Source organism: Marinobacter sp. V34 (assembly GCF_055524115.1).
The window spans coordinates 112,098-124,816 of record NZ_JBUPZY010000012.1 but is presented as its reverse complement, the minus strand read 5'-3'; the positions used below and the strand labels follow the sequence as shown (position 1 = coordinate 124,816).

Genomic DNA, 12,719 nt, shown 5'->3' with positions numbered 1-12,719 from the left:
TTGCGCTGGAACTCTGACTTTTACATGTGCGTCTCCGCACACTCTTTGCCCCGCTCTGCGGGGTTTTTTTTGGTGCGCCCGGCATGGGCGCACTCCTGGAGGTGAAAGTCCTGCCGTCAGCTGGCCACAGCGAACGAAGTGAAGCGCAAACCGTGAGCAGATGGACAATAATCGGATACAAGGCGCTGCCGAGCAGGGCGTCGCGACCTCTCAGACTTTTCGGCGCAATGAGGCGGGTGTTCTGCCCTAGGGTTATGTTCATTTTGAGAAGCTCGCAGGCACCGTCTTCACAAATACGATGACGGAACCGCATGCTGATCTGACAGCGCGTACATGTGTTTGAGTAACTGCAAGCTGGACTTCCCCCAAAAAAATGGACACGCCCCATCATTTGATTCGGTAATCCCCCCGAAAAACAGCGGTGATCAAAAGTAGAATTTTCCGTAAGCTACACGCAGGGAGATTCTGCATGAAGAAGTCACGTTTTTCCGACAGCCAGATCCTGTCGATCCTGAAGCAAGCCGAGAACGGTGTACCGGTCCCGGAGCTGTGTCGTGAGCACGGCATGAGCAGTGCGACCTTTTATAAGTGGCGCGCCAAGTTCGGCGGTATGGATGCGTCCATGATGGCCCGCCTGAAAGAGCTGGAGGACGAGAACCGCCGACTCAAGAAGATGTACGCCGAGGAGCGGCTCAAGTCGGACATCCTCAAGGAAGCCATTGAAAAAAAGTGGTAAAGCCGTCTCGTCGTCGTGAGATGGCGCAGAAAGTCGTCAGTGAGAAACGCGTCAGTATTCGTCTGGCTTGCTGGATGTTCAGCATCAGCGAGACCTGCTACCGCTACCAGGCCAAGCTCAGCAGCGAGAATGCCGAGATTGCGGACTGGCTGATCAGACTAACCCACAACCAGCGGAACTGGGGCTTCGGCCTGTGCTTCCTGCATTTGCGCAATGTGAAAGGTTTTGCCTGGAACCACAAACGAGTCTATCGGATTTATCGGGAGCTGGAACTGAACCTGCGTATCAAGCCCAAGAAGCGCCTGGTTCGAGAGAAACCCGAGCCCCTAGTTGTACCGGAAGCCATCAACGACAGTTGGTCGATGGATTTCATGCATGACCAGCTCAACGATGGGCGCAGTTATCGGTTGCTGAACATCATTGATGACTTCAACCGGGAAGGTCTCGGCATTGAGGTCGACTTCTCCTTGCCAGCAGAGCGTGTTATCCGAACGCTCGAACAGAAGATCATCGAGTGGCGAGGAAAACCTCGGTCGATACGCTGTGACAACGGCCCGGAGTACATTAGCGGCAAACTCGCAACCTGGGCGGAAAAACAGGATATCAAGCTGGCATTTATCCAGCCGGGTAAGCCTCAGCAAAATGCCTATATCGAACGCTACAATCGAACTGTGCGTTACGACTGGCTGGCTCAGTATCTGTTCGCCAGTACCGAGGCTGTCCAGGAGTATGCCACTCGGTGGCTCTGGCACTACAATAACGAGCGACCCAATATGGGACTTGGAGGGATTACCCCTCAACAGAAGTTGGCCATGGCGGCCTGAGGTCTACTTTTGATCCCTGCTAAAAATGGGGGGATTACCATTCCTTCTGTAACCATCCCCTAGAATCGGTGCATGCGTAATTAGAGTTCTCCGGCCTACAATGAGGCAAACGGAGAGCGACATGAAAAAAATCACGGTATAGCGAGTCACAGATCGTCAAGATCCTGAAGGAAGTCGAGGGCGGCCGCTTGGTCAAGGAAGTCTGCCGGGAGTACGGCATCTCCGATGCGACCTACTACAACTGGAAATCCAAGTGCGGCGGCATGGAGGCCTCTGATGTGAAGCGCCTCAAAGAGTTGGAAGAGGAAAACCGCCGTCTGAAGCAGATGTACGCTGAGCTGAGCCTGGATCACAAGCTGCTGAAGGATGTGATCGAAAAAAAGCTGTAAAGCCAGCCGTTCGACGAGAACTGGTGGATTACCTCAAGCAGGCTCACGGTGTCAGCATCCGCAGGGCCTGCCGAATCGCTGGCATCAGTGACTCTGTGTACCGGTATCGACCGGATACCTCCCGGGATGAATCGGTGATTGCAGCACTTCAAAGCGCGACTGAACGCTATCCCGCCTACGGCTTCAGCAAGCCGTTCAAGGTGCTGCGACGCTGGGGTCACGGATGGAATCACAAGCGGGTACACCGGCTGTATTGCGCACTCAACTTGAACAAACGACGACGGGGCAAGAAACGACTCCCGACACGAAACCCGGAGCCATTGAGCGTGCCAGTCACCGTTAATCGATGCTGGTCCATGGATTTCATGAGCGACAGTCTGTTCTGTGGTCGCCGGTTTCGCACCTTTAACGTGGTGGACGATTTTAACCGGGAGGTACTGGCTATCGAGGTTGACCTGAACCTGCCAGCACCGAGGGTCATACGAGTTCTGGAGCGCATCATTGCTTGGCGAGGTTACCCGGCCAAACTACGCATGGATAACGGCCCTGAATTCATCTCGATTGCCTTGGCAGATTGGGCTGAACAACACGGTATCGATCTGGAGTTTATCAAGCCAGGCACACCCACTCAGAACTCGTATGTTGAGCGCTTTAATCGGACTTATCGGGACGAGATCCTGAACATGTATGTCTTCCGGAACCTCACCGAAGTCCGAGAACTGACCGAATCCTAGATGACGGAATACAACGATGAGCGTCCCCACGATTCACTGGAAGACCTGACGCCATGGGAATACCTGGCGAAACACCAACGGGCGGAAAACTCTAATCAGCGGTGCAACTGAAACAGGGATGTTTACACTTCGAACTCTATCGGAGTCCGGTAACCAAGGCTACTGTGCAGCCGTAAGCTGTTATAAAAGCGCTCAATATAGTTACTTATATGTTTCCGTAACTGCCGCATCGTCACGAAGCTGGTGGCGTGCAGCAATTCTCCCTTCAACGTCTTGAAGAAGGACTCCACCTCCGCATTATCCGTGCACTGTCCCGGTCGGTTCATGCTGTGCCGTACCCGATGTTGATTCAGCAGCGCCTGGGTCTTATGGGCGCGATATTCGATACCACGATCTGTGTGAAACAACAGGTCGGAGGCGGGCTTTCGGGATATAAAAGCTTCCCTAAGTGTGGCCCGAGCGAAGTCTGCACTGAGGCTTTCACCCAATCGCCAACTGATGATGCGTCGTGAGTAAAGGTCCAGCACGACCGCCAGGAACACATACTTCTTTCCCAGCTTGATGTAGGTGACATCGCTGCTCCAGTGCTGGTTTACAGCGACTGGCTTCTCGGCATCCAGCCGGTGATTTAGCAGAGCCTTCAAGTCCTCCCTGAGCTTCGTCATGCGGCGGTAAACGCGCATGACTCGGGCTTTCATGCCCCATTTCTGCATTAATCGGGCAACCCGATTCTCACCAACAACTTCGCCTTCACGGCGCAGTGCTTGATACACCCTGGGGCTGCCGTACCGGCCCTTGCTATCGTTGTAAATCCGGCGGACCTTTAGCAGCAAGTCGGCATTTTCAGCGGCTCTTCGGCTGGGCTTCCGGCTTGCCCAGGCGTAGTAACCAGAGCGGGAGATGCTCAGGTGGCAACACAGAGCCTTTACCCCGTGTTCTCCCCGGTGTTTCCAGACGAATCGGAACGCTTCCGTCGTTCCTCGGCCTGAAAACGTTGAAACTTTTTTAGGATGTCGTTTTCCTCCTGAAGCTCCGATATTCGGCGTTTCAGGCGATTGATCTCATCCCGTTCCTTCATCAGCTCTTTGGCACCGGCTGGCGCTTTCTTGACCCGTTTCATGGCGAACTTTCCCTCTCGGTATTCCTTTCGCCAGCGTGACAGCATAAACGGGTGTATATCCAGCGCTTCCGCTACACCTTTCACGCTCCGGTGAGCCTGGCAGCTCCACTCCACCGCTTTGACCTTAAACTCTATGCTGTACCTTTGAGTCTTCTTCCCCGTGTTCATTGCAGGCATCGCTTTTCTCCCTCTTCGGAGTTATCGATGCGTGTCCACTACACTGGGGGAACTCCACAAGCTCGTTACGAGCGTTGATAGATTCACGCCACCCATACACATTGATAAATTGCAGAACAGGGAAAACCTGCAGGCGCTGAGCCAACAGCGTGTTGGCCTAAAGTAACCTTAGAATGCCGGGAGCGTCCTGTGCTGGGTATTGTCACCAAGATCAACAGAAAAAGTGTGATCGTGCTGGATGACGATGGCAAGAAACAGAAAAAGATCTCAATTAGGGCTTCTTATAGGACATCTGTAATGTAAAGTAAAAAGATTAACTATGTCGTGGAATGAACGCTTGCGTTCGGAAAGTTGTGACCCCTTTGCCACAGTGTGAACGGTTTTGGTCAGCGAGTAGTGCGAAGCAAGGACTCAGACATTAGTAAACCCACTTTCAAGCAGAAAATGTAACTTTTACGCTTCAAAAATCAAACAGTTCTTTTGGTTTCCGAAGGCAACTCGCCAAACAATTTTTTATAGTCACAAGACAGTCGGCCCAAATGCATAAATCCATAATCGAGCGCAACCTCCGTAACATTCCTCGCGGCGCCGCTCAGCAATTTTTCTCTGACTTTCTGAAGTCTTCTGTTCTTTATATAATTTCTTGGGGTTGTTGAGAACGAGGCCGAAAACATATTATAAATTGAGCGAACGCTAACCTTTGAAATATAAGCCAACTCATCTATGCTGATGTCATTTTTTAGGTTGTCATCAATATACTGAGTGATATTGTCCATGTAGGGGTTAATGTTTGTATTGCCGCTACCTAGTTGGACGTTGCTGATAAATGTGCAAAGCAACTTCCTTACAATAATTTCTTTGTATGGATCAAAAGTGCAGAAAATGTCGGAGTTGTAATCTTCAACCTCTAGAAACACAGTCTCGAAGAGTTTTGCTAGTGACGGAAAACGAAAAAGGTTTACTGGAAGTCGCTTGAAACGAATGCCTGATTTTGGAATGCAGCCTCGGTCAGAAAGAACGGAGAACTGCACTGCGCTTTCAGGTATATTGATGATCAATTTTTCGCAATCAAAGGAATAATTAAGTATTATTAGCTCGTTAGGGTTTAACATTATTGCGTCACCTTTTTCCAAAAGAACTTCTTCGTTCTTAAAAGTGACTTCACACTTACCTTTCGTTATTATTTGCAAGTGGAATACCCTTTCTAGCTCAGGGCTCCTAATTTTTACTTCGGCACCATAAGAAAGAGAGGTCAGCCTAAGCTCGGAAAATTCTGCGAAGCTTAAACATGACTGAGCTGTTTCGTAGTTTTTTACTTCAATCGTATGACGGCCAATTTTTTTGTTTACAAATTCCGATACTACTTCAGGATGAGCGGATCTGAAAACTGTTGACCGACTTAAAACGTTAGTTAACAACTTTATATCCCCCCCCGGTCTCTTATTTTATATTTTTGAATTGTAAAGCTACATGAACTCGGCAGGTATTGCAACAGGCATCTGCAGCATGAATTAGGTATGGTAGCTTCACCTACCCCGTCCAACGTCGGGGGTTGCGTTGAAGGCGAAAAGCCAGGCAACAAAGAGCCACTATTGGGGGCAGCTGATGAAACAGTCTAACGTAAATTTCTCAGAAGAGGTTGAGCATGGTGTTGCTAAATTCCTTTAGGTGGCGAAAGAAGTGCATGATTCATGCATCGGACAAGGAAGGCATTTCTGTCTTGGTGGTCGAGACGCGGTATTCTATCTCGTGGGTGGCCTGTTTGTAGGTACCATCGTCAGTCTGTTTACCTCATTGCCTGCTGCTTTCGTTGCGTTACTCACGGGGCTGGCGCTGCTGGGGGGGATTCATTTCGCAGATTGAGTGGCCATGACTGAATCGATCAACCAGCCCTTTCGCTTCCGTTTTCGCGTCCGCTATGGTGAATGCGATACCCAGAGCGTGGTGTTCAATGCACGCTACGCGGATTACGTGGACATTGCCGTCAACGAATACATCCGCATTCTGTTCGGGGATTACCAGAACCTGCTGGATCAGGATCTGGACATTCAGGTAGTGAGCCTCACGGTGAACTATCGGGCGCCAGCGCGGTTCGATGATGTGTTGGAGGCCAGAGTTAAAGCAGGCCGGATCGGCAACACCTCGTTCACGGTACACCTTGAATTTTATCGTTACGGGGATGAACTGCTGGTAGCGGAGGCGGATATCACCTACGTGCTGATCCAGCCTTCGAAAATGAAGAAGACGCCGGTGCCGGATGAAATCCGGGAAGCGCTGGAGGAGGGCGCTCCCGGTGTGCTGATCAGTCACGCCGGGGAGCGGGTTTAGGAACGCTGATCAGCCTTGTTGCAAGGCCTGCATCACCGCCTTGGCAGTGCCTTCCGAGGAGGGCGGGTTCTGCCCGGTGATCAGCTTGCCGTCCACCACGATGTGCGGGGTGAAGTCGTCGCCGCAGGTGTAGGTGGCGGTTTTCTCCTTCAACATGTCTTCCAGCAAAAACGGCACGACGTTGGTCAGGCCAACGGTCTCTTCCTCGCTGTTGCTGAAGCCCGTGACATTTCGACCGCCGACGAGGTTCTGTCCTGGCTTGATCTCGACGTCTCTGAATACGGCAGGGGCATGGCAAACAGCGCCAATGATCTTGTCCTGTTCGTGGGCTGCTTTGATCAGGGCGACCGATTTGTCATCGTTCACCAGATCCCACAGTGGGCCATGGCCTCCGGGGTAGAACAGGGCGTCGTAGTCGTTCATATCCACATCCGCCAATTTCTTCGTGCTGGCGAGGGCTTCCTTGGCATGGGCATCCTGCTGGAAACGGCGAGTGGTCTCGGTCAGTGCGTCGTCGGTTTCGCTGTTGGGGTCGACGGGAGGTTGACCACCTTTGGGGGAGGCGATTGTGATGTCGACACCGGCATCTTTGAATACATAATAGGGGGCGGTGAACTCTTCCAGCCAAAAGCCGGTCTTGTGCCCGGTGTCTCCCATCTGATCGTGCGAGGTGAGAACCATCAGTACTTTCATGTAATCTGTCCTTCTTGATCTAGGGATGTATTCTGACAACTGCCTTATAATCTTGTTTGTTGCGGTGATCCGGCTGGAATTCAACCGTGCGGACGAGCGATCGAACCAGAGCACTCATGGCGGGGTGATGTTGAAAAAACTGTTTGAACAAACGTTACGACTGTTCTGTACGCTTTGTCTCTGGGCTGCGGTGCTAATCATGCCGGTTGCAGTCCAGGCGGCTGAGGGCTCTCAATGCAAAACGCTGACTGTGAGCGGTAACCCCGAATACCCTCCCCTGCTGTGGCGAAGCACAGAGGCTCAGAGTGTTCTGGTAGGTGCCGTACCGGCGCTGTTGCGGGAAATCGTCGAGCCCATGGGGCTAGAGCTTATCGTGCGGGATCTGGGGTCCTGGGCCCGGGTTCAGCACATGGCCCGCAAGGGTGACATCGATATGGTAGCGGGCGCGTTCATCACCTCAGAGCGTATTGGCTACATGGATTACCTGCTCCCTCCGATCACCCATCTACCCGCAGCTGTCTGGGTGCCCAAAGGGAGTGAGTTTATTTATCGCCACTGGCCAGACCTGCTGGAAAAGCGTGGCAGTACGCTGATCAACAACAGCTTTGGCCAGAACTTTGATCGTTATGCAGACACCAACCTCCAAATAGAAGGGGTGAGAAGTATTGAGCAATCTTTCCGGATGGCGCTTGCCGGCCGGGTGGATTACGTTCTTTACGAGGTGCTGCAGGGGCAGGTGAAGCTGGACAGCCTGGGCGTTACGGACCGGTTTGAGGCGTTGGAGCCTCCTGTCAGCAGAGAGGGTCTTTTTTTTACGTTTTCAAAGGCATCACCGTGCAATACATTTGAATTGCGGGAAGCCATAGCCGACCGTTTGTACCACTTGGTCAGTGCTGGTCGGGTCAAGCAGTTGATTCGTGAGTACACGCAGCTATATGTCGGAACGGAGTGAGGGGTGTGTTGTAGTGATCACCCCGAACAAACTGCAGGCAATCACGGAAACCACGATTGCAGGGCCCGCTGGAATATCCTCACTGGCGGATAGCCATAATCCAACGCCGTGTCCTGAAAAACAGTATGCCGAGGCTGCAATAATGCCGCGTCCACGAAGAAAACAGAGCATCAGCGGCGCAACAATCAGGGTTGCAAAAACGACGTAGATTCCGGCCAGGTTAACGGTCGTGGTCACGGCCACGGCAAACAGAGGCAGGAAAAATAAGGAGCGTACGCTTGCTGACGCTGACCTCTGCCACATCAACACGGCAGCGGTTATGATAGATAGCGGTATCAGTGCTGAGCCGGTGACCCACAGCAGGTCCCCGTTCAGGGTTCTGGCCAGTTGCTGTGCTCCATGGGGGTAGTTGCTGACCACCAGAGTGGCGAAACTTGCCCCGACGACGTAGAGAATGCCAATCATGGCTTCGCGGTGCTCCGGTACCCATTTCAGGATCAGATGCACCATCGCAACGGCGATGAAGGCAAATAACAGCCCGCTGACTGGAAGACCTGCAACGGAGTGGTCCGGCAACAGTGACATCCCGGCCAGCGACCCGAGTGCCGCCCACTGGGCGATCGCCAGGTCCGCGAAGACCACACCCCGCGCCAGTACCCGGAAGCCCAGGGGCACAAGACAAAGGGCCATCAGCAGGCTTGCGCCCAGCGGGGTCAGCAGCCACAGCCAGCTATCCATTGCCGGCACGTTCCTTCGGGCTCTGCGAATGGTAGTGTTCCAGGCGGCCAATGATATGACTGATCAGCGCCGCAAGGTCATCGGTTGCGGCCTCATTGGTGACGGTGCTGGGGAGCACTTCAACCGGACGATCGACCTTTGCTGCAAGCCAGTGTGCCGGGCGCTCATCCTGATAGGTGGCAATCAGAATTAACGCCAACTCCGGAAGCGCCGGTGCTGAAAGCACCTTGTTTAAATGGGACGCGCTTGGTGGCAGGCCCGGTTTGGGCTCCAGGTCAATGGCCATCTCAATACCGAGCCAACGCAAAAGGTATCCGAATGTGGAGTGTTGAACCGCCACGGACATGCCCTCCAGGTGCCTGGCTGCGTCACGCCACTGGGCGGTTTTCAGGCGCCAGTTAACCTTCCATTGTTGCTGGCGCAAGCGGATAACGTTTGCTTGCTCGGGTGCCAGTCCAACCATTTTGTCTGCCAGCGCATCAAGGATCGTTGGCACACGCTGAGGGTCCAGATGGATGTGAGGGTCACCTTCCGGGTGGACGTCACCCATGCTGCGGTCTACGTGTTCGTGAGGCTGGTGTAGGTGCACTTGTTCAGCAGCAAAGAACAACCCCGGTTTTCCGGGCTGCACTTCATGGTTAGATGCCCTGCTGATCAGAGCAGGCAACCAGCCTGCTTCCAGTGAAGCGCCAGTGCAGATAGCAAGATCGGCACGTCGCATGGCTGCAATGAGACTGGGTCTCGCTTCAATATAGTGAGGATCCTGAAGGGCCGTGGTCGCGGTGTGGATGTTCGCATCCGGGACCAGGATCCGCACAAGGCTCGCCCATTCAGGTTCGCAGGCAAATACGTTGAGAGTTGCCTGAGCTGGCGTAATGACCAGCCCCAGCAGTAGGCCCGATAAGAGCTGTTTAAAATCCATGGGCACTATGCGCTCCGAAGCTCATCACGTATTGCAGCATTAGAGTGTTGTCGGCCTGATCAAATCCCTCTGCATCCTGGTGGGTGTACTGCAACCGGATCGTTGAGAAGTGTGAGCGCGACCAGGCCAGCATGACGTCCGTATCCTTCAGTTCCTGAGCGTGGAAATGGTCGCCGTGAGCATCCTGTAGCTCCACCTGTCCGTAACGGGCACCCGCGGACCACTGAGGGGCGAACTGGTATACCGCCGATGCATACCATCCTTCGTGAACATCGTCAGAAGTGGCATACTCATTCAGATTGTCGGCGTACAGATACTCACCGCTCAGCGTCAGCTGCCTTTGTCGGTTGTTGCCGCCCGGAGCCCATTTCCACACCAGATCGGTGATGTAAAGGTTTTCACCTGTATAACTGGCGCTATGGGAGTGCTCGCTGTGGTCATGATCATGATCGTCATCATCTTCGGTGTGGCCATGAGTCTGACGGTTATTCAGGTAGGAAAAGCCTGCCTGCCAACTCTGTGAGATGGAAAGATCACCCCCGACCCGCGTATTGAAGGTATAGACGCCGATGTCTTCGTCACCCTCGGAGAGTCTGCCGCCATCAAAGGCCTCAGCGCCGACTTGCCAATAGAAAGGCGTGGGGAGTAAGAGGTTCAGGCGTAGACCATCGTCAAAATAGTGGCTTCCCAACAGAGCCCGGTAAGCTGCCGGGCGTTCGATGAAGTCGTCTTCGTGGAGGTGGCGGCTGTTCAGGTAACCCACCTGAGACAGGAACCGCCCGCCACGAATGCTGAGGTTGTAGGGCATGCTGGTGGTTTGCAGGAAGGCTTCTTCAAGCCCCAGTTCAGTTTCACCTTCGTGATCTTCCAGGACCGCTGTCAATCGGCCCTCAAACAGGTCATCAATGGGTGAAGACAGGGACAGTTCTGTATGACCAAGGCCAAAGCCCTGGTCGCGGTGTGACAGAGCCGTCTGGTTCTGTTTGTAGTAGCCATCCAGAATTACGCTCACATCCGGGTTCAGCTCGTTGGCCTGAATGGAGGCGAATGGGAGCAGGGCCAGCGCGAGAGCGCTGGCACCAATGCTTATGTTTTTCATAGCGGTCCTCTGACTGCAGGATTAGGTGTTGCGGAAGCGATCACAGGTGTCATTCCTCGTGATGATGATCGTGGTCGTCGTGGAAATGATCGCTGTCGGGTAAGCCAAGCCAGATCAGGCCGGATGCGTCGAAGTCCAGATTGATCGTGCGAACGATATTGCCGTCGTGCGTGTCGATCTCGGTGATGGTCTGATCGTCGGGGTTCAACACAAACAGGCGATCTTCGGAGGCTGATTGGGCTATGGCAGGAGCTGCAGCTGTGTCTGACACAGGGTCTGTGACATCAAGAGTTGCGACCAGGCTCCATTCGTCAGAGGGATCGAAAATTCGCAGCTTGCCGTCGTCGCCCATGACATAGAAGATCTCGCCGTGGGCATCAAAGCCTTGAGCTAAAAGGCTGATACCTTCGCCGATCGTCAGCTCGAGGTAATTATCAGTTGCAGCTTCGGCATCGATCACGAAAAGCTGGTCACCGGCAATACCGACCAATTCCTCAACGCTGTGATGGCTTTCTATTGTGCCGATTCGGGCACCGTCTGCCAGAGTTTCCGGGTTTCCGAGTTTAGTCGCTGGGTGCGAGGCGTCATGCAGATCAATAGCCAGGACGCCGTCACTGCATCCGAACGCAATTACATGGTCGTTGGCTCCTGCACCGTGAAGCAGGGGGCAGGTTTCGCTGTAGCGTTCCTCAAACTGGAATGCACCGTCGGCGAAATCGTAGCGCTCAACCTGGCTCGGCAGGGTGGTGTCGGTAATAGATGCGTCGCGGTAGGTGACAAACAGTTTGCCGCTCTCGAGCTTGGCAACGCCATGCATGCTGTTGTCCAGGTCCAGAGAGGCTTTCGCGGCTCCGCCACCAAGCGACTCGTCCTTGAAAACGGTGACTTTTGAGCTGGCGGCTTCCGATCCATCAAAGAAAACAATCCCCCGGTCATCGCCCAGAGAATAATGAGTGGGCCGGTTATCGTTCAGTGTCAGGCTTAGCATGCTTGGCGTTTCTGCGTAATCATGCATGTGGTCGCCATGATCTTCGGTGTACAGGCCACTGTCGAAGAACGAAACAAGGTTGTCGCCACGCTGGATGATGACCCCATAACGGCCATCGGGACTGGCGAACAGGCTGGGTGCTTCTCCGGTTATTTCGAACGTAGCCAGGGTGTGACCGTTGTCGTCGATGTCCAGCACTTTTACGGCACTGGCATCGGTGTCGAACAGTGCGAGACGTCCGGCGGTATCGATATCCGTGTGCTCGTGGGCGTCTTCGTTGTCTGAACTGCTGCCGCCACAGCCTGCAATGAGAACTGTGGAAAGCGCCAGAACAAGTGGCGACCGACGAACTGATATCCAGCTCTTGTCGGCGAACGGGGAATATACGGTACTCATTGTTAAACTCCTTATTATTAACGTTATAACATTGCGTTTTGAAAGTAGACTAAACCGATCCTGAAACAGTGCGAGAAGCTGGGCGGTTTTGATATTAATGTTATGTTATAACATATTAAATGTGAAGAGTGGAATTCTCGGTAGGATAGATCTCAGATCCTCGCCCCTATCCGGAATTAGGTGGGGCGGTATCTAACAGAGAGAATAGGGGGTTCCGAGTACCCGGCGATTGGGCGTCAGTAAGCCACCGGGATGCTCAGCGGGACATCTGTGATTTGTTCCGGGTACTTCCGGACGCTGTTTGTCCCTGATTGGTGCGGTTTCGCGTGCTGTGACCGGCTTGCTGTTTCAGATCCAGCCACGCCTGAAAGATGCTGCTGGCGTTACCGGCCAATTGAGTTGCTGTGCGGCTCATCACGCCTTCTCCTGTTTGCCAAGACTCACTGAAAGACTAGCAGCAAAAATCACAAATGCAAACGATTATCAATACAAATTGAGGTGTGGTTGGTCTTGTTTGGTGGAACACCTTAATAGCATGCCCATCCTATGGTCGTTCGCTACCTATCTGTATACACTAAAGAGCTTTGGGGCACCTCAGCTTACAGGGCCCACAACACTAGGAG

13 protein-coding genes and 2 pseudogenes are annotated in these 12,719 nt (G+C 53.3%); 5 read left to right on the top strand and 10 right to left on the bottom strand.

Annotated features, from left to right (window positions below):
- Window positions 1-208: 208 nt before the first annotated feature.
- A pseudogene (locus tag AC0B60_RS17980) lies at window positions 209-353 on the bottom strand (IS5/IS1182 family transposase); the annotation flags it as partial.
- Window positions 354-469: 116 nt separating this feature from the next.
- Here AC0B60_RS17980 and AC0B60_RS17975 point away from each other — a divergent pair.
- A protein-coding gene (locus AC0B60_RS17975) for an IS3 family transposase (RefSeq protein WP_465087276.1) occupies window positions 470-1,560 on the top strand; the annotation gives its coding sequence in 2 pieces (ribosomal slippage) (window positions 470-731 and window positions 731-1,560; 1,092 coding nt in all).
- A gap of 152 nt (window positions 1,561-1,712) precedes the next feature.
- Window positions 1,713-2,794: pseudogene (locus AC0B60_RS17970) on the top strand (IS3 family transposase).
- An 11-nt stretch (window positions 2,795-2,805) separates the two neighbouring features.
- Here the strand turns inward: AC0B60_RS17970 and AC0B60_RS17965 are convergent.
- From AC0B60_RS17965 to AC0B60_RS17955, 3 genes are all read right to left on the bottom strand, one after another.
- On the bottom strand, window positions 2,806-3,720 hold the full coding sequence (locus AC0B60_RS17965) for an IS3 family transposase (RefSeq protein ID WP_465087279.1): 915 nt from the start codon (window positions 3,718-3,720) through the stop codon (window positions 2,806-2,808).
- Window positions 3,609-3,980 (bottom strand): transposase, encoded by a 372-nt coding sequence (locus AC0B60_RS17960; protein ID WP_465087275.1) that lies wholly within the window; start codon window positions 3,978-3,980, stop codon window positions 3,609-3,611. Before AC0B60_RS17960 ends, AC0B60_RS17965 begins: the two co-directional genes overlap by 112 nt.
- Window positions 3,981-4,447: 467 nt before the next feature.
- Window positions 4,448-5,398, bottom strand: coding sequence for an AraC family transcriptional regulator (locus AC0B60_RS17955; RefSeq protein WP_465087274.1), 951 nt, complete (start codon window positions 5,396-5,398; stop codon window positions 4,448-4,450).
- Between the two features lie 250 nt (window positions 5,399-5,648).
- Here AC0B60_RS17955 and AC0B60_RS17950 point away from each other — a divergent pair, with 250 nt between their 5' ends.
- Window positions 5,649-5,843: a benzoate/H(+) symporter BenE family transporter gene (locus AC0B60_RS17950; protein WP_465087273.1), complete on the top strand. Its 195-nt coding sequence runs from the start codon at window positions 5,649-5,651 to the stop codon at window positions 5,841-5,843.
- Between the two features lie 6 nt (window positions 5,844-5,849).
- The gene (locus AC0B60_RS17945; RefSeq protein WP_465087272.1) at window positions 5,850-6,308 is read left to right on the top strand and encodes an acyl-CoA thioesterase; all 459 of its coding nucleotides are present in this window, start codon (window positions 5,850-5,852) and stop codon (window positions 6,306-6,308) included.
- Window positions 6,309-6,317: 9 nt separating this feature from the next.
- On the opposite strand, the gene AC0B60_RS17940 is transcribed toward AC0B60_RS17945, so the two are convergent.
- Window positions 6,318-7,001 (bottom strand): type 1 glutamine amidotransferase domain-containing protein, encoded by a 684-nt coding sequence (locus AC0B60_RS17940; protein ID WP_465087271.1) that lies wholly within the window; start codon window positions 6,999-7,001, stop codon window positions 6,318-6,320.
- Between the two features lie 199 nt (window positions 7,002-7,200).
- On the opposite strand from AC0B60_RS17940, the gene AC0B60_RS17935 reads away from it, so the two are divergent.
- Window positions 7,201-7,953 carry a substrate-binding periplasmic protein gene (locus AC0B60_RS17935; protein WP_465087270.1) on the top strand — a complete coding sequence of 251 codons (753 nt, stop codon included), beginning with the start codon at window positions 7,201-7,203 and terminating at the stop codon, window positions 7,951-7,953.
- Here AC0B60_RS17935 and AC0B60_RS17930 read toward each other — a convergent pair.
- The 5 genes from AC0B60_RS17930 to AC0B60_RS17910 all read right to left on the bottom strand — a co-directional run bounded on the left by AC0B60_RS17930 (window position 7,933) and on the right by AC0B60_RS17910 (window position 12,511).
- Window positions 7,933-8,691, bottom strand: coding sequence for a metal ABC transporter permease (locus AC0B60_RS17930; protein ID WP_465087269.1), 759 nt, complete (start codon window positions 8,689-8,691; stop codon window positions 7,933-7,935). The genes AC0B60_RS17935 and AC0B60_RS17930 overlap by 21 nt on opposite strands.
- Window positions 8,684-9,613 (bottom strand): metal ABC transporter solute-binding protein, Zn/Mn family, encoded by a 930-nt coding sequence (locus tag AC0B60_RS17925; RefSeq protein WP_465087268.1) that lies wholly within the window; start codon window positions 9,611-9,613, stop codon window positions 8,684-8,686. Before AC0B60_RS17925 ends, AC0B60_RS17930 begins: the two co-directional genes overlap by 8 nt.
- Entirely contained in the window at window positions 9,603-10,712 is a 1,110-nt protein-coding gene (locus AC0B60_RS17920) for a hypothetical protein (RefSeq protein WP_465087267.1), read from the bottom strand. The genes AC0B60_RS17925 and AC0B60_RS17920 overlap by 11 nt, the downstream gene beginning before the upstream one ends.
- A gap of 49 nt (window positions 10,713-10,761) precedes the next feature.
- Window positions 10,762-12,096, bottom strand: a complete 1,335-nt coding sequence (locus AC0B60_RS17915; RefSeq protein WP_465087266.1) for a hypothetical protein — start codon at window positions 12,094-12,096, stop codon at window positions 10,762-10,764.
- Between the two features lie 256 nt (window positions 12,097-12,352).
- The gene (locus AC0B60_RS17910) at window positions 12,353-12,511 is read right to left on the bottom strand and encodes a hypothetical protein (protein WP_465087265.1); all 159 of its coding nucleotides are present in this window, start codon (window positions 12,509-12,511) and stop codon (window positions 12,353-12,355) included.
- Between the last annotated feature and the right edge of the window lie 208 nt (window positions 12,512-12,719).